This window comes from Citrobacter sp. Cu231 (genome assembly GCF_030332265.1).
GTDB classification, from domain to species: domain Bacteria; phylum Pseudomonadota; class Gammaproteobacteria; order Enterobacterales; family Enterobacteriaceae; genus Citrobacter; species Citrobacter meridianamericanus.
Genome location: NZ_JAOWIE010000046.1, coordinates 34,886 through 58,631 on the forward strand (window position 1 = coordinate 34,886; position 23,746 = coordinate 58,631).

The 23,746-nt window shown below is 52.1% G+C and carries 23 protein-coding genes and 3 tRNA genes; 25 read left to right on the forward strand and 1 reads right to left on the reverse strand.

Features of this window, described 5'->3' with window-relative positions:
* Positions 1–92: 92 nt before the first annotated feature.
* The 4 genes from orn to OGY15_RS19950 all read left to right on the forward strand — a co-directional run bounded on the left by orn (position 93) and on the right by OGY15_RS19950 (position 1,125).
* Positions 93–638, forward strand: coding sequence for an oligoribonuclease (orn, locus tag OGY15_RS19935; protein ID WP_151217332.1), 546 nt, complete (start codon positions 93–95; stop codon positions 636–638).
* A 185-nt stretch (positions 639–823) separates the two neighbouring features.
* Positions 824–899: transfer RNA gene (locus OGY15_RS19940), tRNA-Gly, on the forward strand.
* A 37-nt stretch (positions 900–936) separates the two neighbouring features.
* A tRNA-Gly gene (locus OGY15_RS19945) sits at positions 937–1,012 on the forward strand.
* Positions 1,013–1,049: 37 nt separating this feature from the next.
* A tRNA-Gly gene (locus OGY15_RS19950) sits at positions 1,050–1,125 on the forward strand.
* Between the two features lie 269 nt (positions 1,126–1,394).
* Here the strand turns inward: OGY15_RS19950 and queG are convergent.
* Positions 1,395–2,534, reverse strand: a complete 1,140-nt coding sequence (gene queG, locus OGY15_RS19955) for a tRNA epoxyqueuosine(34) reductase QueG (RefSeq protein ID WP_286540793.1) — start codon at positions 2,532–2,534, stop codon at positions 1,395–1,397.
* On the opposite strand from queG, the gene nnr reads away from it, so the two are divergent.
* From nnr to OGY15_RS20060, 21 genes are all read left to right on the forward strand, one after another.
* Positions 2,533–4,080 (forward strand): bifunctional ADP-dependent NAD(P)H-hydrate dehydratase/NAD(P)H-hydrate epimerase, encoded by a 1,548-nt coding sequence (gene nnr / locus OGY15_RS19960; protein ID WP_286540795.1) that lies wholly within the window; start codon positions 2,533–2,535, stop codon positions 4,078–4,080. The genes queG and nnr overlap by 2 nt on opposite strands.
* Entirely contained in the window at positions 4,052–4,513 is a 462-nt protein-coding gene (tsaE, locus tag OGY15_RS19965) for a tRNA (adenosine(37)-N6)-threonylcarbamoyltransferase complex ATPase subunit type 1 TsaE (RefSeq protein ID WP_187259221.1), read from the forward strand. The genes nnr and tsaE overlap by 29 nt, the downstream gene beginning before the upstream one ends.
* Before the next feature lie 16 nt (positions 4,514–4,529).
* Complete coding sequence (amiB, locus tag OGY15_RS19970) at positions 4,530–5,855, forward strand: N-acetylmuramoyl-L-alanine amidase AmiB (protein ID WP_187259220.1); 1,326 nt, start codon at positions 4,530–4,532, stop codon at positions 5,853–5,855.
* Positions 5,856–5,864: 9 nt separating this feature from the next.
* The gene (gene mutL / locus OGY15_RS19975) at positions 5,865–7,715 is read left to right on the forward strand and encodes a DNA mismatch repair endonuclease MutL (protein WP_286540798.1); all 1,851 of its coding nucleotides are present in this window, start codon (positions 5,865–5,867) and stop codon (positions 7,713–7,715) included.
* Complete coding sequence (miaA, locus tag OGY15_RS19980) at positions 7,708–8,658, forward strand: tRNA (adenosine(37)-N6)-dimethylallyltransferase MiaA (protein ID WP_151217341.1); 951 nt, start codon at positions 7,708–7,710, stop codon at positions 8,656–8,658. Before mutL ends, miaA begins: the two co-directional genes overlap by 8 nt.
* Positions 8,659–8,742: 84 nt before the next feature.
* Positions 8,743–9,051 (forward strand): RNA chaperone Hfq, encoded by a 309-nt coding sequence (gene hfq / locus OGY15_RS19985; protein ID WP_003025584.1) that lies wholly within the window; start codon positions 8,743–8,745, stop codon positions 9,049–9,051.
* Between the two features lie 74 nt (positions 9,052–9,125).
* The gene (gene hflX / locus OGY15_RS19990; protein WP_151217343.1) at positions 9,126–10,406 is read left to right on the forward strand and encodes a ribosome rescue GTPase HflX; all 1,281 of its coding nucleotides are present in this window, start codon (positions 9,126–9,128) and stop codon (positions 10,404–10,406) included.
* A gap of 189 nt (positions 10,407–10,595) precedes the next feature.
* Positions 10,596–11,849, forward strand: coding sequence for an FtsH protease activity modulator HflK (gene hflK / locus OGY15_RS19995; protein WP_151217345.1), 1,254 nt, complete (start codon positions 10,596–10,598; stop codon positions 11,847–11,849).
* Between the two features lie 2 nt (positions 11,850–11,851).
* Positions 11,852–12,856: a protease modulator HflC gene (hflC, locus tag OGY15_RS20000; RefSeq protein ID WP_151217347.1), complete on the forward strand. Its 1,005-nt coding sequence runs from the start codon at positions 11,852–11,854 to the stop codon at positions 12,854–12,856.
* 82 nt (positions 12,857–12,938) lie between these two features.
* Positions 12,939–13,136 carry a DUF2065 domain-containing protein gene (locus OGY15_RS20005; RefSeq protein WP_006686310.1) on the forward strand — a complete coding sequence of 66 codons (198 nt, stop codon included), beginning with the start codon at positions 12,939–12,941 and terminating at the stop codon, positions 13,134–13,136.
* A 102-nt stretch (positions 13,137–13,238) separates the two neighbouring features.
* A complete protein-coding gene (gene purA / locus OGY15_RS20010; RefSeq protein WP_003025606.1) occupies positions 13,239–14,537 on the forward strand; it encodes an adenylosuccinate synthase in 1,299 nt (432 codons plus the stop codon).
* A gap of 216 nt (positions 14,538–14,753) precedes the next feature.
* A complete protein-coding gene (gene nsrR, locus OGY15_RS20015) occupies positions 14,754–15,179 on the forward strand; it encodes a nitric oxide-sensing transcriptional repressor NsrR (protein ID WP_005134424.1) in 426 nt (141 codons plus the stop codon).
* A gap of 38 nt (positions 15,180–15,217) precedes the next feature.
* Positions 15,218–17,680: a ribonuclease R gene (gene rnr, locus OGY15_RS20020; RefSeq protein WP_210904351.1), complete on the forward strand. Its 2,463-nt coding sequence runs from the start codon at positions 15,218–15,220 to the stop codon at positions 17,678–17,680.
* A 70-nt stretch (positions 17,681–17,750) separates the two neighbouring features.
* A complete protein-coding gene (rlmB, locus tag OGY15_RS20025) occupies positions 17,751–18,482 on the forward strand; it encodes a 23S rRNA (guanosine(2251)-2'-O)-methyltransferase RlmB (RefSeq protein ID WP_003830482.1) in 732 nt (243 codons plus the stop codon).
* 123 nt (positions 18,483–18,605) lie between these two features.
* Positions 18,606–19,010, forward strand: a complete 405-nt coding sequence (locus OGY15_RS20030; RefSeq protein WP_151224459.1) for a YjfI family protein — start codon at positions 18,606–18,608, stop codon at positions 19,008–19,010.
* Between the two features lie 15 nt (positions 19,011–19,025).
* Positions 19,026–19,724, forward strand: coding sequence for a PspA/IM30 family protein (locus OGY15_RS20035; protein ID WP_187253603.1), 699 nt, complete (start codon positions 19,026–19,028; stop codon positions 19,722–19,724).
* Positions 19,724–20,791, forward strand: coding sequence for a potassium channel family protein (locus OGY15_RS20040; protein ID WP_286540808.1), 1,068 nt, complete (start codon positions 19,724–19,726; stop codon positions 20,789–20,791). Before OGY15_RS20035 ends, OGY15_RS20040 begins: the two co-directional genes overlap by 1 nt.
* Positions 20,767–21,450, forward strand: coding sequence for a YjfK family protein (locus OGY15_RS20045; protein ID WP_187253605.1), 684 nt, complete (start codon positions 20,767–20,769; stop codon positions 21,448–21,450). The genes OGY15_RS20040 and OGY15_RS20045 overlap by 25 nt, the downstream gene beginning before the upstream one ends.
* Positions 21,451–21,467: 17 nt before the next feature.
* Positions 21,468–21,866, forward strand: coding sequence for a DUF350 domain-containing protein (locus OGY15_RS20050; RefSeq protein ID WP_006686318.1), 399 nt, complete (start codon positions 21,468–21,470; stop codon positions 21,864–21,866).
* Between the two features lie 9 nt (positions 21,867–21,875).
* On the forward strand, positions 21,876–22,517 hold the full coding sequence (locus tag OGY15_RS20055) for a DUF1190 domain-containing protein (protein ID WP_187259217.1): 642 nt from the start codon (positions 21,876–21,878) through the stop codon (positions 22,515–22,517).
* 2 nt (positions 22,518–22,519) lie between these two features.
* Complete coding sequence (locus tag OGY15_RS20060) at positions 22,520–23,686, forward strand: glutathionylspermidine synthase family protein (protein ID WP_151217354.1); 1,167 nt, start codon at positions 22,520–22,522, stop codon at positions 23,684–23,686.
* The last annotated feature ends 60 nt before the right edge of the window (positions 23,687–23,746 follow it).

Here is a 23,746-nt window from a genome sequence, read left to right on the forward strand (position 1 = left end):
TGGTCGCCCATGATGGGCAAAACATTTATGATACACGCAATTTTAGACGAATATAGTCACACTGAATGTGACGCTGAAGGGTGGAAAATAGCATGAGTGCCAATGAAAACAACCTGATTTGGATCGATCTGGAGATGACAGGCCTGGATCCCGAGCGCGATCGCATTATTGAGATCGCCACGCTGGTGACGGATGCCGACCTGAATATTCTGGCTGAAGGACCGACAATTGCGGTGCACCAATCCGACGAACAACTGGCGTTAATGGATGACTGGAACGTACGTACACATACCGGTAGCGGGTTGGTGGATCGCGTGAAGGCAAGCACCATGGGAGATCGTGAAGCCGAATTGGCCACCCTGGCGTTTTTGAAAGAGTGGGTTCCAGAAGGAAAATCACCTATCTGCGGCAACAGCATCGGTCAGGATCGTCGTTTCCTGTTTAAATACATGCCGGAGCTGGAGGCGTATTTCCATTATCGCTATCTGGACGTCAGCACGCTCAAAGAGCTGGCGCGTCGCTGGAAGCCGGAAATTCTGGCTGGCTTCACCAAGCAGGGAACACATCAGGCTATGGACGATATTCGTGAATCGGTTGCCGAGCTTGCTTACTATCGCGAACATTTTATTAAGCTCTGATTTTGTTCTCCGGTGGCTTGCGTCACCGGGTTTTTGACGCTAAATTGTTCAGCTTGATTGTAAAGTAATCACTTGAACGGATTTTCGAAAAAAACGTATTCAGGGGGGTTGCAGCTAAACGGATTTCTCGTATAATGCGCCTCCCGTAACGACGCAGAAATGCGAATTACGACAGCAACAAATTTGCGGGAATAGCTCAGTTGGTAGAGCACGACCTTGCCAAGGTCGGGGTCGCGAGTTCGAGTCTCGTTTCCCGCTCCAAAATTTGAAAATGCTTGTAAAGCAAAGACACACCCAAGCGGGAATAGCTCAGTTGGTAGAGCACGACCTTGCCAAGGTCGGGGTCGCGAGTTCGAGTCTCGTTTCCCGCTCCAAAATTTGAAAATGCTTGTAAAGCAAAGACACACCCAAGCGGGAATAGCTCAGTTGGTAGAGCACGACCTTGCCAAGGTCGGGGTCGCGAGTTCGAGTCTCGTTTCCCGCTCCAAATTCTTACCCCAATAAAAATATCCACAACGACTAATCGCGTTGGGGGCGTTTTGTTTCGTCATTGACATACTCTTGTAAACAGACTTATCCACAGGTCCGGGTATTGTTCCTCGAATACAAAAAACTTCGCTGGGTGAATAGTATCATTTTAACCATCTGAAATTATTGAATTAATTATCATTTCAAATTGTTAATGCGATCACTTGACGATTTTTTCCCTCTTGAATATCAATGTGTTTTTATTTTTATACACAAGCTGTGGATGACTTATGCGTCGCGCGGCAGACCCTTTTCAATGACCCTGACCAAACGTAGTTTCTTCGGTAACTGCACCTCAACTACGCTGGCATTCCGCTTCTCAATTTGCTGAGCAATCGCCCAGTCTATGTGTTCGTCGAGAAGTGGGTGCTCACTTCTTCGACTTTCCAGCGCGTGAATAACCGCTTCATCCCATGGGGCATTACCCAACGCAACGGCGATATTTCGCAGCCAGCGCAGGTGGCCAATACGGCGAATGGCAGAACCTTCCGTGACTTTTAAAAAACACGCTTCGCTCCAGCTAAACAGTTCAATTAACTCCGGGGCATGAAGTTGCTTGCGGGGGGAGAAGTCATCCTCTGTCGTCAACTGCGAATAGCGGTTCCACGGGCAGATGAGCTGACAATCATCGCAGCCATAAATTCGATTCCCCAGCAGAGGACGAAATTCTTCCGGGATCGCGCCTTCCAGTTCGATAGTGAGATACGAGATACAGCGGCGCGCATCTACAGTATAGGGTTCAACGATGGCCCCGGTTGGGCAGATGGTCATACAGGCAACGCACTTCCCGCAGCCTTCTTCGACTGGCTCATCGACCGGCAGGGGCACGTCGATCAGTAATTCCCCGAGGAAGAAAAATGAACCTGCTTCACGATTGAGGATAAGTGAGTGCTTACCTGTCCAGCCAAGCCCGGCTTTTTCCGCCAAAGGACGCTCAAGAATGGGCGCGGAATCGACAAAAGGTCTAAAATTCAGCGAAGCGCAGTGCTGTTGGATCTTCTCCCCCAGCTTTTTTAAGCGGTTACGCAGTAGCTTATGGTAGTCGCGTCCAAGCGCGTAACGGCTGACATAACCGAGTGAGGGATTTTTCAACGTGCCGGCAAAGGCTGCATTAGCAGGAAGATAGTTCATACGTACGCTGATGACGCGTAGAGTACCGGGTAACAATTCGTGAGGTCGGGCGCGCATCATGCCGTGACGGGCCATCCAGTCCATCTCGCCGTGGTATTGTTTATCCAGCCAGGCCTGCAGTTTGGGTTCCGCTTCGCTGAGGTCGGTATCGGCAATACCGACCTGCTGAAAGCCAAGCTCCAGCCCCCACTGCTTAATATTATGCGCTAACTGATTGAGATCGAGGGGCTCTGACATGACGGACCATACAATGAAGAAAAACCCCACAAGTATACCACACTCCATCTGGCACGCCGATGACATCAGGCGGATGGAGCGAGAGGCAGCAGACAGTTTAGGGCTGACGTTGTATGAGCTGATGCAACGAGCAGGAGAGGCGGCGTTTCAGGTCACACGCGAACGCTATCCGAATGCCCAACACTGGCTGGTGCTCTGCGGTCATGGCAACAACGGCGGTGATGGTTACGTGGTGGCAAGGCTTGCCAAAGCGCAGGGTTTTAATGTTACGTTGCTGGCGCACGAGAGTGATAAACCGCTCCCCGAGGAAGCACAGCAGGCGCACGACGCCTGGCTTAACGCTGGTGGCGTGATTCATGCTGCTGATATTAACTGGCCAGACAGCGTGGACGTCATTATTGATGCGCTGTCAGGTACTGGCTTAAAAAACGCGCCGTGTGAACCTCTCCCGGCGTTGATCGAACGTGCCAATAGCCACCCAGCCCCTACAATTGCAATCGACATTCCATCCGGCCTGCTGGCGCAAACAGGGGCAACGCCGGGTGCGGTCATCCACGCTGCGCACACCGTTACCTTTATTGCGCTCAAGCCAGGTTTGCTCACCGGTAAAGCACGCGATGTCACCGGACGTCTGCATGTTAATGCACTTGGGCTGGACGACTGGCTGGCGGGGCAGAACGCGCCGCTGCAACGTTTTGATGCTCAACAGCTTGCGCACTGGCTAAAGCCACGTCGGCCCACCTCACACAAAGGTTCCCACGGTCGGCTGGTGATTATTGGCGGTGACCACGGTACGGCAGGCGCAATACGTATGGCCGGTGAAGCGGCGTTGCGTGCGGGAGCCGGGCTGGTCAAAGTGTTGACGCGCAGTGAGAACATTGCGCCTGTTCTGACTGCCAGACCGGAACTGATGGTCGATGCGCTGACGCCGCAGACTCTGGAAGAGAGCCTGGCATGGGCGGATGTTGTAGTGATCGGACCAGGGCTTGGTCAGCAGGAGTGGGGCAAAAAAGCGCTGCAAAAAGTAGAGAATTTTCGCAAACCGATGCTCTGGGATGCGGATGCGCTGAACCTGCTGGCAATCAACCCCGATAAACGTCACAATCGCGTGATCACGCCGCATCCTGGCGAAGCCGCGCGGCTGCTGGGCTGTTCCATTGCAGAAATTGAAGACGATCGCTTACTTTGTGCGCAACGTCTGGTAAAACGGTACGGAGGCGTGGTTGTGCTGAAAGGCGCGGGTACGGTTGTTGCTGCTGAACAAGCTGAGTTAGGTATTATTGATACTGGCAATGCAGGGATGGCCAGCGGCGGAATGGGTGATGTGCTTTCCGGTATTATTGGCGCATTGCTCGGACAGAAGCTTACCCCGTATGATGCAGCATGTGCGGGATGTGTTGCGCACGGAGCGGCGGCGGATGTGCTGGCGGCGCGTTTTGGTATGCGCGGCATGCTGGCGACAGATCTCTTTACCACGCTACAGCGTATTGTTAACCCTGATGTGATTGACGTTTATCATGATGAATCGAGTAATTCCACTACCTGATGAGCAGGCGACTTTAGACCTGGGACTGCGGGTAGCCAAAGCCTGTGACGGCGCGACGGTTATATATTTGTACGGCGATCTGGGGGCGGGTAAAACCACTTTCAGCCGGGGATTCCTGCAGGCGTTAGGCCACAAAGGTAATGTAAAAAGCCCCACCTACACGCTGGTTGAACCCTATTCACTCGATAACTTGATGGTATATCACTTCGATCTGTACCGACTTGCGGACCCGGAGGAGCTGGAATTTATGGGGATCCGCGATTATTTTGCCAATGATGCCATCTGCCTGGTGGAATGGCCGCAACAAGGTAAAGGTGTGTTGCCAGACCCGGACGTCGAAATACACATTGAATATCAGGCGCAAGGTCGAGAGGCGCGCGTAAGCGCAATCTCCTCATCGGGTGAATTATTGCTGGCGCATTTAGCCGAATAACCTTAAGGGTGGCGGGATGATTTATTGCATCAGAAACTGGCTGATGGCAACCCTGGTCCTGCTGTGCACGCAGGCAGGGGCCGCCAGCCTCTCCGATCTTCAGGTTTCCAATGGCGATCAACAGGCGCGGATCACGCTGAGCTTTATTGGCGATCCTGAATACGCCGTGACCCAGGACGGGAAACGCACCGTCGCGTTTGATATTAAACAAACTGGTGTGATTCAGGGTTTACCACTGCTGTTTAGCGGCAATAATCTGGTGAAATCTATCCGTTCCGGCACGCCAAAAGATGCGCAGTCTCTGCGCCTGGTAGTGGATTTAACCGAGAACGGCAAAGCTGAAGCCGTTAAACGTCAGAACGGTGGCAATTATACCGTTGTGTTTACCATCAAAGCAGATGCGCCGCCGCCTCCACCTCCAGTGGTTGCTAAGCGTGTTGAAACGCCGGTTGTCGCCCCTCGTCCTGCCGAGCCTGCGCGTAACCCGTTTAAAGCGGAAAACGATCGCACCACGATGGTGACCAACAGTAATACCTCCACACGACCTGCGGCGCGCGCCAGCACCAGCAGCAGTGAAAAAGTGGTTATTGCCATTGATGCAGGGCACGGTGGGCAGGATCCGGGGGCGATTGGCCCTGGCGGTACGCGTGAGAAAAACGTCACGATTGCCGTGGCGCGCAAACTGCGTAGTTTGCTCAATGATGACCCGATGTTTAAAGGCGTACTCACCCGTGATGGCGATTACTTTATCTCGGTGATGGGGCGTTCAGACGTCGCGCGTAAACAAAATGCCAATTTCCTGGTCTCTATTCATGCGGATGCCGCGCCAAACCGGGATGCCACCGGCGCTTCCGTTTGGGTTCTGTCAAACCGTCGGGCAAACAGCGAGATGGCCGGCTGGCTGGAACAGCATGAGAAGCAATCAGAGCTTTTGGGCGGCGCGGGCGATGTGCTGGCAAACAGTCAGTCCGATCCTTATCTCAGTCAGGCCGTGCTGGATCTGCAATTCGGCCATTCGCAACGTGTCGGGTATGATGTGGCGACCAGCATGATCGGCCAGTTAGAACGTATTGGCTCGATGCATAAGCGTCGTCCTGAACATGCCAGTCTGGGGGTATTACGTTCGCCTGATATCCCGTCAGTGCTGGTTGAAACCGGCTTTATCAGTAACAACAGCGAAGAGCGTCTGTTGGCGAGTGATGATTATCAGCAGCAGCTGGCCGAGGCTATTTACAAAGGATTGCGTAACTATTTCCAGGCGCACCCAATGCAAACTGGGCCGCAGGGCGCACAGGCGCAAACCGCCAGTGCTGTATCGCCTGGTAACACGTTAACAAATTAAGGATTAGCCATGCCGATTCAGGTTCTACCGCCACAGCTGGCGAACCAGATTGCCGCAGGCGAGGTGGTAGAACGGCCTGCGTCAGTGGTGAAAGAGCTGGTGGAAAACAGCATTGATGCTGGTGCGACGCGCATTGATATTGATATAGAGCGCGGTGGTGCGAAGCTTATCCGTATTCGTGACAACGGCTGCGGGATTAAAAAAGACGAGTTGGCGTTAGCGCTGGCGCGCCATGCCACCAGTAAAATTGCCTCGCTTGACGATCTCGAGGCCATCGTGAGCCTCGGATTTCGCGGCGAAGCGCTGGCCAGTATCAGCTCCGTCTCTCGTTTAACCCTGACGTCGCGCACACAAGAGCAGCCTGAGGCCTGGCAAGCCTATGCTGAAGGGCGCGACATGGATGTGACGGTAAAACCTGCTGCGCATCCAGTGGGAACCACACTGGAGGTGTTAGATCTGTTCTACAACACCCCGGCGCGGCGCAAGTTTATGCGTACCGAAAAAACCGAATTTAATCATATTGATGAGATTATTCGTCGCATTGCCCTGGCACGTTTTGATGTGACGATTAATTTGTCACACAACGGTAAAGTGGTACGCCAGTACCGTGCAGTGGCTGCTGATGGACAGAAAGAGCGCCGACTGGGCGCGATTTGCGGCACGCCGTTTCTGGAACATGCGCTGGCGATTGAATGGCAGCATGGCGATTTAACGTTGCGCGGCTGGGTGGCCGATCCTAACCACACAACGGCAGCGCTGGCGGAAATCCAGTACTGCTATGTGAATGGCCGGATGATGCGCGATCGGCTGATCAACCATGCTATTCGTCAGGCCTGTGAAGATAAGCTGGGAGCCGATCAGCAACCCGCTTTTGTGTTGTATCTGGAAATCGACCCGCATCAGGTGGATGTTAACGTACATCCGGCCAAACATGAGGTCCGTTTTCATCAGTCCCGCCTGGTGCACGATTTTATTTATCAGGGCGTGTTGAGTGTTCTGCAACAGCAGCTTGAAACGTCGCTGCCGTTGGCTGATGACGATGAACCCGCCCCAAGGCACATTCCTGAAAACCGCGTTGCCGCCGGACGTAACCATTTTGCCGAACCGGCTCCCGTGCGTGAACCTGCGACACCGCGTTACTCCGCGTCCGCTGGTGGCGCAGGCCGTCAGGCGGCTAGCTGGCCTCATGCCCAACCTGGATATCAAAAGCAGCAGGGTGAAATTTATCAGCAACTGCTGCAGACGCCGGCTCCGCCGCGTAAAACGCCGGTCTCTGAAACATCATCGGCACCGCTGACCGGCAGCGCTCAGGGCTTTGGACGGGTGCTAACGATTGTCGGCGCAGACTGCGCGTTACTCGAATGCGATGGTCATATTCGGTTGCTGGCATTACCGGTGGCGGAACGTTGGCTGCGTCAGGCGCAGTTAACGCCAGACCAGGGGACCGTTTGCGCCCAGCCGTTGCTGATCCCTTTACGTTTAAAAGTCACCGCCGATGAAAAAGCGGCGCTGCAAAAAGGGCAGGGCCAACTGGCTGAGCTGGGCATTGAATTTCAACTGGATGCACAGCATGTGACCATCCGGGCGGTGCCTTTACCCTTACGCCAACAAAATTTACAAATCTTGATTCCTGAACTGATAGGCTACCTGGCGCAGCAGTCCGTATTCGAACCGGGCAATATTGCACAGTGGATTGCACGTAACCTGATGAGCGAGCATCCTCAGTGGAGCATGGCTCAGGCGATTACGCTGTTAGCGGATGTTGAGCGGCTTTGCCCACAACTCGTGAAGGCGCCGCCGGGTGGTCTGTTACAACCCGTTGATTTACATTCGGTAATGAATGCCCTGAAACATGAGTGATACCCGTAAGGCGAGCCTGCCAAAGGCGATTTTTTTGATGGGGCCAACGGCCTCTGGTAAAACGGCACTGGCAATTGAATTGCGTAAAGTTTTACCCATAGAGTTGATAAGCGTTGATTCCGCCCTTATTTACAAAGGGATGGATATCGGCACAGCCAAGCCTGATGCAGATGAATTACAGGCTGCGCCGCACCGATTGCTGGATATTCGCGATCCGTCGCAAGCATATTCTGCGGCGGATTTTCGCCGCGATGCGTTAGCCGAGATGGCCGATATTACCGCTGCGGGGCGTATCCCGCTGCTGGTGGGCGGTACAATGTTATATTTTAAAGCCTTGCTTGAAGGGCTGTCGCCGTTACCGTCGGCGGACCCGGAAGTCAGGGCCAGAATTGAGCAGCAGGCTGCAGAGCTTGGGTGGGACGCGTTGCACCGACAGCTTCAGGAAATCGATCCAGTGGCAGCGGCGCGTATTCATCCAAATGATCCGCAAAGACTTTCCCGGGCACTGGAAGTTTTTTTCATTTCGGGTAAAACTTTAACGGAGCTGACGCAAACGTCAGGAGATGCTTTGCCGTATCAGGTGCATCAGTTTGCAATCGCCCCGGCGAGCCGTGAACTGCTCCATCAGCGAATTGAGCAGCGTTTTCATCAGATGTTAGCTTCAGGTTTTGAAGCAGAAGTCCGGGCGCTTTTTGCCCGAGGAGATTTGCATACGGATTTGCCTTCCATTCGTTGTGTAGGGTATCGCCAGATGTGGTCATACATTGAAGGCGAAATTTCATACGATGAAATGGTTTATAGAGGTGTTTGCGCCACGAGGCAGTTGGCGAAGCGACAGATAACCTGGTTGCGTGGTTGGGAAGGCGTGCATTGGCTTGACAGTGAAAAGCCTGACCAGGCGCGAAACGAAGTATTACAGGTTGTTGGTGCTATCGCGAACTGAATGTGTACAATTGAAACGTATCGTGCGCAATTTTTCAGAATCGAAAGGTTCAAAGTACAAATAAGCATATAAGGAAAAGAGAGAATGGCTAAGGGGCAATCTTTACAAGATCCGTTCCTGAACGCACTGCGTCGGGAACGTGTTCCAGTTTCTATTTATTTGGTGAATGGTATTAAGCTGCAAGGTCAAATCGAGTCTTTTGATCAGTTCGTGATCCTGTTGAAAAACACGGTCAGCCAGATGGTTTATAAGCACGCGATTTCTACTGTTGTCCCGTCTCGCCCGGTTTCTCATCACAGCAATAATGCCACCGGCGGCACTGGCAGCAACTACCATCACGGTAGCAACGCGCAAGGTTCATCTGCGCAACAGGACAGCGAAGAAACCGAATAAGGTTGTCTGCTGTTTTACACACGGGGAGCCAGCGATCCTGCGTTCCCCGTTGATACATATTAAGGGGTTGACGCTTGTTTGACCGTTATGATGCCGGTGAGCAGGCGGTACTGGTACACATCTATTTTTCGCAAGACAAAGATATGGAAGACCTCCAGGAGTTTGAATCTCTGGTTTCTTCCGCCGGTGTCGAAGCAATGCAGGTGATTACCGGGAGCCGTAAAGCACCGCACCCGAAGTATTTTGTTGGTGAAGGTAAGGCAATCGAAATTGCCGAAGCCGTAAAAGCGACTGGCGCTGCGGTGGTGATTTTTGATCATGCTCTAAGCCCCGCCCAGGAACGTAACCTGGAACAGTTGTGCCAGTGTCTTGTTATCGACAGGACAGGCCTTATTTTAGATATTTTTGCCCAGCGTGCGCGCACCCATGAGGGTAAGTTGCAGGTTGAGCTGGCGCAGTTGCGCCATATGGCTACGCGTCTGGTCCGTGGCTGGACCCACCTTGAAAGGCAAAAAGGCGGGATTGGTTTGCGCGGTCCGGGTGAAACCCAGCTCGAAACCGACCGTCGTTTGCTGCGTAATCGCATTTTGCAAATACAGTCGCGCCTGGAAAAAGTTGAAAAGCAACGTGAGCAGGGGCGACAGTCGCGCAAGAAAGCGGATGTCCCAACCGTATCACTGGTGGGATATACCAACGCCGGAAAATCCACCCTGTTCAACCAGATTACCGAAGCCCGGGTTTACGCAGCGGATCAGCTGTTTGCAACTCTGGACCCGACGCTGCGCCGAATAGACGTAGCGGACGTCGGTGAAACTGTGCTGGCGGATACCGTAGGGTTTATCCGTCATTTACCGCACGACCTGGTGGCGGCGTTTAAAGCCACCCTGCAGGAAACACGTCAGGCGACATTGCTGCTGCACGTTATTGATGCAGCAGATTTTCGTGTGCAGGAAAACATCGAGGCCGTCGACACGGTGCTCGAAGAGATCGATGCTCACGAGATCCCGACCCTGCTGGTGATGAATAAAATCGATATGCTGGAAGATTTTGAGCCGCGTATCGACAGAGATGAAGAAAATAAACCGATTCGCGTTTGGGTTTCAGCGCAAACGGGAATAGGTATACCACAGCTTTTTCAGGCTTTGACTGAGCGACTTTCCGGTGAGGTGGCGCAGCATACGTTGCGTTTGCCGCCGCAGGAAGGGCGTCTGAGAAGCCGGTTTTATCAACTTCAGGCAATAGAAAAAGAGTGGATGGAGGAGGACGGCAGCGTAGGTCTGCAGGTTCGTATGCCGATCGTAGACTGGCGTCGCCTCTGTAAACAAGAACCGGCACTGGAAGACTATGTTGTCTGATCTGACGGATATGGCCTGAAGATTTTTTCGCCTCTATACCTTGTGGATTTTGTGCGGCAGGAAGGCGGCAAGTCCTGAAATCTCCAGCTGCATAGTCAACTATGTGACTGGAGTTGAGGGACGTAGCCAACGCATCGGCAGCGCAAAAGACGCAGGTATAGCATCGCATAACAAATATGGAGCACAAAAATGGCGTGGAATCAGCCCGGTAATAACGGACAAGACCGCGACCCGTGGGGAAGCAGCAAACCTGGCGGCAACTCTGAGGGAAATGGAAACAAAGGTGGTCGCGATCAGGGACCTCCCGATCTGGATGATATCTTCCGCAAACTGAGCAAAAAGCTCGGTGGTCTGGGTGGCGGTAAAGGTACTGGTTCTGGCGGCGGTAGTTCATCGCAAGGCCCGCGTCCTCAATTGGGCGGTCGGGTCTTTGCTATCGCAGCGGCAGCTATCGTCATTATCTGGGCGGCCAGCGGTTTCTACACCATTAAAGAAGCGGAACGCGGCGTGGTGACACGCTTCGGTAAATTCAGCCATTTGGTTGAGCCGGGTCTGAACTGGAAACCGACCTTTATCGATGAAGTGACCCCGGTTAACGTTGAAGCCGTGCGTGAACTTGCCGCATCCGGCGTCATGCTGACCTCTGACGAAAACGTCGTACGCGTTGAAATGAACGTGCAGTATCGTGTGACCGATCCGCAGCGTTACCTGTTTAGCGTAACCAGCGCGGATGACAGCCTGCGTCAGGCAACCGACAGCGCCCTGCGTGGTGTTATCGGTAAATACACTATGGACCGTATCCTGACTGAAGGCCGTACCGTTATTCGTAGCGATACCCAGCGTGAACTGGAAGAAACGATCCGTCCGTACAACATGGGTATCACTCTGCTGGACGTCAACTTCCAGGCCGCACGTCCGCCGGAAGAAGTAAAAGCCGCGTTTGACGATGCTATCGCAGCACGTGAAAACGAACAGCAGTACATTCGTGAAGCAGAAGCGTACACCAACGAAGTGCAGCCGCGTGCAAACGGTCAGGCGCAGCGTATTCTGGAAGAAGCGCGAGCTTACAAAACGCAAACCATCCTGGAAGCACAGGGTGAAGTGGCTCGTTTCGCAAAAATTCTGCCGGAATATAAAGCCGCGCCGCAAATTACCCGCGAGCGTCTGTATATCGAGACCATGGAAAAAGTGTTGAGCAATACCCGCAAAGTCCTGGTTAACGATAAAGGCAGCAATCTGATGGTTCTACCGCTGGATCAAATGCTGAAGGGCGGCAGTGCGCCGGCAGCAAAGACTGACAGCAGTTCAAACCTGCTGCGTCTGCCGCCAGCAGCGACTTCCAGTACTGGAGCAAGCAATACTTCGTCCACCAGTCAGGGCGATATTATGGACCAACGCCGCGCGAATGCGCAGCGTAACGACTACCAGCGTCAGGGGGAATAACGATGCGTAAGTCAGTTATTGCGATTATCATCATCGTTCTGGTAGTTCTGTTCATGTCTGTCTTTGTGGTCAAAGAAGGCGAGCGCGGTATTACTCTGCGCTTTGGTAAAGTACTACGTGACGATGAAAACAAGCCGCTGGTTGTTGCACCAGGCCTGCACTTCAAGATTCCGTTTATTGAATCAGTGAAGATGCTGGATGCGCGTATTCAGACCATGGACAACCAGGCCGATCGCTTTGTCACCAAAGAGAAGAAAGACCTGATCGTTGACTCCTACATTAAGTGGCGTATCAGTGACTTTAGCCGTTACTACCTGGCAACGGGCGGTGGTGATGTTTCTCAGGCAGAAGTCCTGCTGAAACGTAAGTTCTCTGACCGTCTGCGTTCTGAAATTGGTCGTCTGGACGTGAAAGACATCGTTACCGACTCCCGCGGTCGTCTGACCCTGGAAGTGCGTGACGCGCTGAACTCCGGTTCTGCTGGCACGGAAGATGAAGTCGCGACGCCGGCGGCGGACAGCGCAATTGCCGAAGCGGCTGAGCGTGTTCAGGCTGAAACGAAAGGTAAAGTACCGGTCATCAACCCGAACAGTATGGCGGCATTGGGGATTGAAGTGGTTGACGTGCGTATTAAGCAAATCAACCTGCCTGCTGAAGTGTCCGAGGCTATCTACAACCGTATGCGCGCTGAGCGTGAAGCGGTAGCGCGTCGCCATCGTTCACAAGGTCAGGAAGAAGCGGAAAAACTGCGCGCGACGGCAGACTATGAAGTCACCAAAACGCTGGCAGAATCTGAGCGCCAGGGCCGCATAATGCGCGGTGAGGGCGATGCAGAAGCCGCTAAATTGTTTGCCGATGCGTTCAGCCAGGATCCTGACTTCTACGCCTTCATCCGTAGCCTGCGCGCGTACGAGAAGAGCTTCGAAGGTAATCAGGACGTGATGGTCATGAGCCCGGACAGCGATTTCTTCCGCTACATGAAGACGCCGAATACCGCGACACGCTAATAGCGTTCCAGCGGTTTAAAAACCAGCAAAACCACCGGCATCCCCAGGATGCGGTGGTTTTCTTTTTATAAAAGGACGATGGATGAATTCAACAATTTTGCTGGCGCTCGCACTGGTTCTGGTGCTGGAAGGCCTGGGACCGATGCTTTATCCCGGCGCGTGGAAGAAAATGATCTCCGCAATGGCGCAGCTTCCTGAAAATACTTTACGTCGTTTTGGTGGAGGTCTTGTGGTTGCGGGCGTTGTGGTCTACTACATGTTGAGGAAAACGATTGGCTGATCAATTAGTAGCCTATTTTGCGGATTTTCGCATGCAAAAAGTGCTGTATATCTGAAAAAGCGGTGGTAGAATCCATTTTTAAGCAAACGGTGATTTTGAAAAATGGGTAACAACGTCGTCGTACTGGGCACCCAATGGGGTGACGAAGGTAAAGGGAAGATCGTCGATCTTCTGACTGAACGGGCTAAATATGTTGTGCGCTACCAGGGTGGTCACAACGCAGGCCATACTCTCGTAATCAACGGTGAAAAAACCGTCCTCCATCTTATTCCATCAGGTATTCTTCGCGAGAATGTCATCAGCATCATCGGTAACGGTGTTGTGCTGTCTCCGTCCGCGCTGATGAAAGAAATGAAAGGACTGGAAGATCGTGGTATCCCGGTTCGCGAGCGCCTGCTGTTGTCTGAAGCTTGTCCGCTGATCCTTGATTATCATGTGGCGTTAGATAACGCTCGTGAGAAAGCGCGTGGCGAGAAAGCGATCGGTACTACCGGTCGTGGTATCGGTCCTGCTTATGAAGACAAAGTGGCACGTCGCGGTCTGCGCGTTGGCGATCTGTTTGATAAAGCAACCTTCGCTGAAAAACTGAAAGAAGTGATGGAATATCACAACTTCCAGCTGGTGAATTTCTATAAAGTTGAAGCGGTTGACTACCAGAAAGTGCTGGATGATGTGATGGCGATTGCCGACATCCTGACCTCGATGGTTGTTGATGTTTCCGATCTGCTGGACCAGGCGCGTAAGCGTGGCGACTTCGTCATGTTCGAAGGCGCGCAGGGTACGCTGCTGGATATCGACCACGGTACCTATCCGTACGTAACGTCTTCCAACACTACCGCAGGTGGTGTGGCGACCGGCTCCGGCCTGGGTCCACGTTATGTGGATTACGTTCTGGGTATCATCAAAGCTTACTCTACACGTGTCGGTGCGGGTCCGTTCCCGACTGAGCTGTTTGATGACGTTGGTGAGTTCCTGTGCAAACAAGGTAACGAGTATGGCGCGACCACCGGTCGTCGTCGTCGCACCGGTTGGCTGGACTCCGTTGCTGTACGTCGCGCAGTACAGATTAACTCCCTGTCTGGCTTCTGCCTGACCAAACTGGACGTACTGGACGGTTTGAAAGAGGTGAAAATCTGTGTCGCTTACCGTATGCCAGATGGTCGTGAAGTAACGACGACTCCGCTGGCAGCTGACGACTGGAAAGGTATTGAGCCGATTTACGAAACCATGCCGGGCTGGTCTGAATCCACCTTCGGCGTGAAGGAACGTAGCGGTCTGCCGCAGGCAGCACTGAACTACATCAAGCGTATTGAAGAACTGACCGGTGTGCCGATTGATATTATCTCAACTGGCCCAGACCGTACCGAAACCATGATCCTGCGCGACCCGTTCGACGCATAATTCTGGTTATAGCGTGGCGTCGAATGGCGCTGCGCTTGCACTATCTTAGGCCGGATGGAGCGCTTTGTATTAGAATCCGGCTTAAATTCACGTAAGTTCCTCGCTTTTTTCCTTCCTGAATTGAAATAAATTAGCGACCTGGCTGGTGGCTGGTTTATCATCAATGTAATTAATACCACCAGGTTTATCCGTTTTATCCCTTTTCCTGAGGTTGATGTGCAGTTAACAAGTTTCACCGATTACGGATTACGTGCGCTAATCTACATGGCGTCACTTCCCGAAGGACGTATGACCAGTATTTCTGAGGTGACAGAAGTCTACGGCGTGTCCCGTAATCATATGGTCAAAATAATCAATCAACTTAGCCGGGCGGGCTTTGTTACTGCTATTCGTGGAAAAAATGGCGGTATCCGCTTGGGTAAACCGGCTAAAGCTATTGGTATTGGTGATGTGGTTCGCGAGCTCGAACCTCTATCGTTGGTCAATTGTAGCAGCGAGTTTTGCCATATTACCCCGGCCTGTCGACTCAAACAGGCGCTTTCTAAGGCAGTGCAAAGTTTTCTCACGGAACTGGACAACTACACACTTGCTGATTTGGTTGAAGAAAATCAACCGCTTTATAAATTATTGCTGGTGGAGTGACGAAAATCTTCATCAGAGCTGACAATGGAGGAACCTCAATGTCACAAGATCCTTTCCAGGAACGCGAAGCAGAAAAATACGCGAATCCTATCCCGAGCCGGGAATTTATCCTCGAACATTTAACTAAACGTGAAAAACCGGCCAACCGCGATGAGCTGGCCGCTGAACTCAACATTGAAGGTGAAGAGCAGCAAGAAGCGTTGCGTCGTCGCCTGCGCGCCATGGAGCGTGACGGACAACTGGTCTTCACCCGCCGCCAGTGCTATGCGCTGCCGGAACGTCTTGACCTGCTGAAAGGTACCGTTATTGGCCACCGTGATGGCTACGGCTTTCTGCGCGTTGAAGGCCGTAAAGATGACTTGTACCTGTCCAGCGAGCAGATGAAAACCTGTATTCATGGCGATCAGGTACTGGCACAACCGCTGGGCGCAGATCGTAAAGGTCGTCGCGAAGCGCGTATTGTGCGCGTCCTGGTGCCAAAAACCAGCCAGATTGTCGGTCGCTACTTTACCGACGCTGGCGTTGGGTTTGTTGTCCCTGACGATAGCCGCCTGAGCTTCGATATCCTGATCCCGCCGGAAGAGATTATGGGGGCGCGTATGGGCTTTGTGGTCGTGGTTGAACTGACCCAGCGTCCGACTCGTCGCACCAAAGCGGTGGGTAAAATTGTTGAAGTCCTGGGCGACAACATGGGAACCAGCATGGCCGTAGATATGGCTCTGCGTACTCATGAAATCCCGTATATCTGGCCGCAGGCGGTCGAAAAACAGGTCGCCGGGCTGAAAGAAGAAGTGCCGGAAGAAGCGAAAGTCGGACGTGTCGATCTGCGCTCACTGCCGCTGGTGACTATCGATGGTGAAGATGCGCGTGACTTCGACGATGCGGTTTACTGCGAAAAGAAACGTGGCGGCGGCTGGCGTTTATGGGTGGCGATTGCTGACGTAAGCTATTATGTTCGCCCGCCGACTCCGCTGGACCAGGAAGCCCGCAGCCGTGGCACATCCGTCTACTTCCCGTCGCAGGTTGTTCCGATGCTGCCGGAAGTGCTGTCTAACGGATTGTGTTCTCTCAACCCGCAGGTGGACAGGTTGTGTATGGTCTGCGAAATGACCATTTCGTCGAAAGGCCGTTTAACCGGCTTTAAATTCTACGAAGCGGTCATGAGCTCCCATGCGCGTCTGACCTACACCAAGGTCTGGCATATGCTGCAGGGGGACCAGGAACTGCGTGAGCAGTACGCGCCGTTGGTTAAACACATTGAAGAGTTGCACAACCTCTACAAAGTGCTGGATAAAGCGCGAGAAGAGCGTGGCGGTATCTCGTTTGAAAGTGAAGAAGCGAAGTTTATCTTCAATGCTGAACGCCGTATTGAGCGTATTGAGCAGACACAACGTAATGATGCGCACAAACTGATTGAAGAGTGCATGATCATGGCGAACATCTCCGCGGCGCGATTCGTTGAGAAAGCCAAAGAACCCGCGCTGTTCCGTATTCATGATAAGCCGACGACCGAAGCGATTAACTCGTTCCGTTCCGTACTGGCGGAGTTGGGGCTGGAGTTGCCAGGCGGCAACAAACCGGAGCCACGTGATTACGCTGAGCTGCTGGAGTCGATTGCTGACCGTCCTGACGCTGAAATGCTGCAAACCATGCTGCTGCGTTCGATGAAGCAGGCGATTTACGATCCGGAAAACCGCGGACACTTTGGTCTGGCGCTGCAATCTTATGCGCACTTTACCTCGCCGATCCGTCGTTACCCGGATCTCTCCTTGCACCGGGCGATTAAGTATCTGCTGGCGCAGGAGCAGGGCCATAAGGGCAACACCACGGAAACGGGTGGCTACCATTATTCGATGGAAGAGATGCTGCAACTGGGTCAGCACTGTTCGATGGCCGAGCGCCGTGCTGACGAAGCCACGCGCGATGTCTCTGACTGGTTGAAGTGCGACTTCATGCTGGATCAGGTAGGGAATGTCTTCAAAGGCGTGATCGCCAGCGTCACCGGATTTGGCTTCTTTGTCCGTCTTGATGAGTTGTTTATCGACGGTCTGGTGCATGTCTCCTCCCTGGATAACGACTACTATCGTTTCGACCAGGTTGGGCAGCGCCTGACGGGTGAATCCAGCGGTCAAATGTATCGCCTGGGCGATCGGGTGGAAGTTCGTGTAGAAGCGGTCAATATGGACGAGCGTAAAATCGACTTCAGTTTGATCTCCAGCGAACGTGCACCGCGCAATGAAGGCAAAACCGCGCGCGAAAAAGCGAAAAAAGGTGATGCAGGTAAAAATACCGGTAAACGTCGTCAGATGGGCAAAAAGGTGAATTTCGAGCCGGACAGCGCTTTCCGCGGCGAGAAGAAAGGCAGAGCCAAACCTCAGGCGGATAAGAAAACGGCTGAGAAGAAAGGCGACAAAAAAGCGAAAAAGCCATCGGCAAAAACGCTTAAAATCGCTGCCGCCACCAAAGCTAAACGTGCGTCGAAAAAGAAAGTCGCACAATAACAGCCATAAACAGTAAGTCGGGCAACTTCGCGTTGCCCGCGTTACACATAAAAAATTAACGAGTACATTCATGAGTGAAATGATTTACGGCATCCATGCGGTGCAGGCTCTGCTGGAACGTGCGCCTGAGCGCTTCCAGGACGTCTTTATTCTCAAAGGTCGTGAAGATAAACGCCTGCTGCCGCTGATCCACGCACTGGAAGCACAGGGTGTTGTCATTCAGTTGGCTAACCGCCAGTTCCTGGATGAGAAAAGTGAGGGTGCGGTACATCAGGGCATTATTGCTCGCGTGAAGCCGGGTCGTCAGTACCAGGAGAACGATCTGCCGGATCTGATTGCTACACTCGATCAGCCGTTCTTTTTGATCCTTGATGGCGTCACTGACCCGCATAATCTGGGCGCATGTCTGCGTAGCGCCGATGCTGCTGGCGTGCATGCGGTTATCGTACCGAAGGATCGTTCTGCGCAGCTGAATGCGACGGCGAAAAAAGTGGCCTGCGGCGCGGCAGAAAGCGTACCGCTGATCCGTGTAACTAATCTGGCACGCACCATGCGTATGCTGCAGGAAGAGAATATCTGGATCGTCGGAACCGCAGGTGAAGCCGACCATACTCTCTACCAGAGCAAAATGACCGGGCGTCTGGCGCTGGTGATGGGCGCAGAGGGTGAAGGTATGCGCCGTCTGACCCGTGAACACTGTGACGAACTCATCAGCATCCCGATGGCAGGTAGCGTTTCGTCGCTGAACGTTTCAGTTGCGACGGGCATCTGCCTGTTTGAAGCAGTCCGCCAGCGCGGATAAATTTAATTTTCAGACAAACCATCCAATTTAGGATGGTTTTTTTTTATCTAAAACGGGTATTATAAGCGAGTAAAAATAACATTCATTTTATTTATTCCTAAATAATCAATATATGGAAGATATATAGTGTGGACTCCACAAATGCTCGCTACTGCGCTGCAGAATATCCATGATTTAAATATTAAAACTCATAATGATGAGCAATCCTTAATAGTTAAAATGGATGATTATGGCGATCTGCAGCTTAACGTTTTATTTACTTCCCGCCAGATGATAATTGAAACTATTATTTGTTCGGTGAATGATATTCAACACCATGACGAATTCAATCTCTTTTTGTTACGTCATCAAAAACTGCTGCCGCTGTCCTCTGTGGGAATTTCTCGCGTTCAGCGAGATGAATATTACGTTGCGTTTGGCGCGCTGTCGCTTAATTCATCTCTGGACGATGTTGTCCTTGAAATGAAAACGTTAGCCGATAATGCGCTGGATCTGGCTGAAATCACTGAAGAATACACGCACGAATAACAAGGAACGTTATTAATGGGAATTTTGAAAAGTCTGTTCACCCTCGGCAAGTCAATGATTTCGCAAGCGGAAGAATCAATTGAAGAAGCACAGGGTGTGCGGATGCTGGAGCAGCATATTCGTGACGCGAAAGGTGAACTGGATAAAGCGGGAAAATCACGGGTTGATCTGTTGGCGCGTGTGAAGCTCAGCAACGACAAACTGAAAGATTTGCGCGACCGTAAATCCACGCTGGAAACGCGAGCGATGGAAGCGCTGAGTAAAAACGTTGATCCATCTTTGATAAATGAAGTTGCGGAAGAGATTGCCCGCCTTGAGAATATGATTTCAGCTGAAGAGCAAGTACTTACTAACATTGAGGCGTCGCGCGATGGCGTTGAGAAAGCGGTGAACGCAACCTCACAACGGATTGCGCAGTTCGAACAGCAGCTTGAGGTGGTAAAGGCAACAGAAGCGATGCAGCGCGCCCAACAGGCGGTGACTACATCGACAGTGGGCGCGTCTTCCAGCGTGTCTACAGCCGCAGAGTCGCTCAAGCGTTTGCAAACGCGGCAGGCAGAGCGTCAGGCTCGTCTGGATACCGCTGCGCAACTCGAAAAGGTTGCCGATGGGCGTGACCTCGACGAGAAGCTGGCCGAAGCTGGCATTGGGGCGACCAATAAAAGTTCGGCTCAGGATGTCCTGGCACGACTGCAGCGTCAGCAAGGCGAGTAATGCCGTTCACTTGGGTCATCAAAACGTGCCAACGGCACCTTTCAAGACTGACCTGGCCTGCATTACTGGGGTTATTCGCAGGGCAGTATCTGTTTTGTTACCTGGTGCTGAGGTTACTTGGTGAGGCGGTCCTGGTTGGTCGTCTGAGCGACTTTATTTATTACTGCTCAGTCGTCGGCTCTACGTTGGGTTTTGGTGACATGAGTCCGCAAACTGCGGCAGGTCGGATTTTTACAGCGATCTGGCAAATTCCTGTCAGCGTTGGTTTATTTGGCGCATTAATGGGAAAGGTTATCGGCCTGGTGCAAGGGATGTTAGCGAAAGGAATGATGGGGATGGGAGATTATCAGCATTTGCGTAACCATATGCTGGTGGTCGGTTGGCGAGGCCACCAGACGGAAAAAATGATATCGCTGTTGCTGTATGACACCCGGCGCGCTTTTGAGCGGGTGCTCCTGTGTGAATCAGATGATATTCAGCATCCTTTATCAGGAAATAACTGGGTTGATTTCATTCGTATCCGTAATTTTAATGACCCGCAAGAGCATGCTCGCATGGGGTTATGCAATTGCCAGAGTGTGATCATATTTGCTCGTACAGATGAACTCACGTTTACCATCGCGCTTTCACTGGTAGATTCCATTCCTGAACAATGCCATGTTGTTGCTTATATGGAAGATGAGCGTTACGCAGGATTGCTGGAAGTTCATTGTCCGCGCATTGAAATTGTGCGCAATCTCTCCGCTGAGCAGCTTTCTCGCTCCATTCAGGACCCAGGGTCTTCGCAGTCGGTCGCATCCATCATGAATCCCATGCTGGGTGATACGGGGTTTGCCGTGCCAATACCTGAAGAGGTGGTTTCAATTCGTTATGGCGACCTCATGCGCTATATGAAGCTTCGTCACGATGCCACGGTTTTGGGGATTAGCAGCTGTAAAAATGGTCGGGGGATGGAATTAAATCCGGTCATTTCGACAGAGGTAAAAGGAGGTATGTGGCTGCATCTGATAGGTAATAGCCGCATTCTGGCGAAAGAGATTGCATGGCTGGAGATAGAGGGAAAATAATGACGAGTTTTTTCCAGCGTTTATTTGGTAAAGCTGCTGCCGATGCGCCAGTACGCGGGCCGTTGGGGTTACATCTGAATGCAGGGTTTACGCTCAATACGCTGGCGTTTCGCCTGCTGGAAGAGTCTTTGCTGATCGAATTACCTGGTGAGGAGTACACCGTCGCCGCGGTTAGCCATATTGATTTGGGAGGAGGAAGCCAGATTTTCCGCTACTACACGTCTGGAGAGGAGTTTCTGCAAATCAATACCACGGGCGGCTCAGATATTGATGATATCGACGATATCAAATTTTTTGTTTATGAAGAAAGTTACGGGATTTCACAGAAAAAACACTGGCAGTCTGCCATTAGCCCGTCCGCAATAGGTACGCCGACGCTGAGCTGGCAGGAAGTATGCTGGCAGCGCTTTTTTAACGATGAAGAGCCGGGGAATATTGAACCGGTTTATATGCTGGAGAAAGTGGAAAATCATCAGCATGCCACATGGGATGTACATAATTTTACTATGGGCTACCAGCGGCAGGTTACAGATGATACGTGGGAATACCTGTTGTTAAACGGTGAAGAGTCGTTCAATGAGCAGGGAGAGCCTGAGTGGGTATTTTCGCGGGCGCTGGGTGTAGATATTTCATTAACATCGCTTGATATTATTGGTTAATTTTAGGGATGGTTACAATGCATATACTGGATTCATTACTGGCTTTTTGCGCCTATTTTTTTATTGGTGCAGCCATGGTGATAATTTTTCTTATCATCTATTCAAAGATTACACCGCACAATGAATGGCAGCTGATTAAAAATAATAATACGGCAGCATCGCTGGCCTTTAGCGGTACATTGCTGGGCTACGTTATTCCGTTATCCAGCGCGGCAATAAATGCTGTTAGCATCCCGGATTATTTTTGTTGGGGGGCAATTGCGCTGGTAATTCAACTCATTATCTACGGCGGCGTGCGTTTATACATGCCAGCACTGAGTGAGAAAATTATTAATCACAATACCGCAGCGGGAATGTTTATGGGGACCGCTGCCCTAGCGGGGGGCATTTTTAACGCCGCCTGCATGACATGGTAATGGACGATCATGGCAAGAATACGCAAATCCGGAAACAAAAACAGGACGTCAGGGCATTCCTCCATCACGCGAATCGGACGCCCGGTCGATCCTTTTGCAAAAAAACGCAGCCGCTACAGCGGAAAATATCTGACGTTGGCCATTATGGGCGGAGCGGCATTTTTTATCCTTAAAGGATGCACAGACGACGATAATACCGATAACGACGGTGACGGTACCTTTTACTCCACGGTGAACGAATGCATTGACGGTGGCAATAGCGCCACCGTTTGTGCCGATGGCTGGAACAATGCGAAATCAGAGTTTTACGCTGATCTGCCGAAGCAAATGAGCAAGGAGAGTTGTCAGACGCAGTTTGGTGACTGCTATCTCGATAGCACCGATCAAAGCTGGGTGCCGGTATTCACCGGTTTTTTACTCAGCCGCATTATTCGTAAGGATCGCGACGAGCAGTATGTCTACAGCAGCGGCGGTTCTTCTTATGCTTCACGCCCGGTCTGGCGTACGCCTTCCGGAGATTACAGTTGGCGTTCCGGTAGCGGAAAGAGTGATACCGCAACCAGCCATAGCTATACGACGAAAAAAGTCTCGACAGTTTCACGCGGTGGCTACGGACGTTCGTCCAGCGCACGCGGGCACTGGGGAGGTTAACGATGCTGCGACATGATGTCCCTGTGCGCCCCGCTCTGGACAGGATCGCCTACGATCATGGTTTCGATTTTCATATTATCGATGACGAAATCTACTGGGATGAGAGTCGGGCATACCGCTTTACGCTCAGGCAAGTGGAAGAGCAGATCGAAAAGCCTACCGCAGAATTGCACCAGATGTGTCTGGATGTCGTCGAGCGGGCAGTTAAAGACGAACAGATTATGCAGCAACTGGCGATCCCGCCCCTGTACTGGGATGTGATTGCCGAAAGCTGGCGCGATCGCGATCCTTCGCTGTATGGCCGCATGGATTTTGTCTGGTGCGGGAATAACGCCCCGGTCAAGCTGCTGGAGTACAACGCCGATACGCCAACGTCGCTCTACGAGTCCGCGTATTTCCAGTGGTTATGGCTGGAAGATGCGCGTCGTAGCGGAGTGATCCCACGCGATGCCGACCAGTACAACGCTATTCAGGAGCGGCTGATCTCTCGTTTTGCTGAGCTTTATAGTCCCGAGCCCTTCTATTTCTGCTGCTGCGAAGATACCGATGAAGATCGGACCACGGTATTGTATTTACAGGATTGCGCGCAGCAGGCTGGGCAAAAGTCACGATTTATTTATGTCGAAGAACTGGGGCTTGGCGTCGGCGGCGTGCTCACGGATCTGGACGATAACGTCGTTCGTCGCGCCTTTAAGCTCTATCCCCTGGAGTGGATGATGCGCGATGAAAATGGTCCCTTACTGCGCCATCGCCGAGAACAGTGGGTTGAGCCGTTGTGGAAGAGTGTGCTCAGCAATAAAGGGTTGATGCCTTTGCTGTGGCGATTTTTTCCCAACCATCCTAATCTGCTTCCCGCCTGGTTTGATGGTGAAACGCCACAAATTGCGGCTGGTAAAAGTTATGTGCGCAAACCGATATTTTCTCGGGAGGGGGGAAACGTCACCATTTTTAATGGTCAGCAGCAGGTCGTTGAACATGCTGAGGGGGACTACGCCGAAGAGCCGATGATCTATCAGGCATTTCAGCCATTACCGCACTTTGGCGACAGCTATACGCTGATCGGCAGTTGGATCGTGGATGATGAAGCCTGTGGTATGGGGATCCGCGAGGACAATACGTTGATCACTAAAGATACTTCTCGTTTCGTCCCTCACTATATTGCGGGCTAACCGCACTTTTGTGATCTCCCTCCGTCGCGAATAATGAGGTTCTGACCATACTTAAGGCGA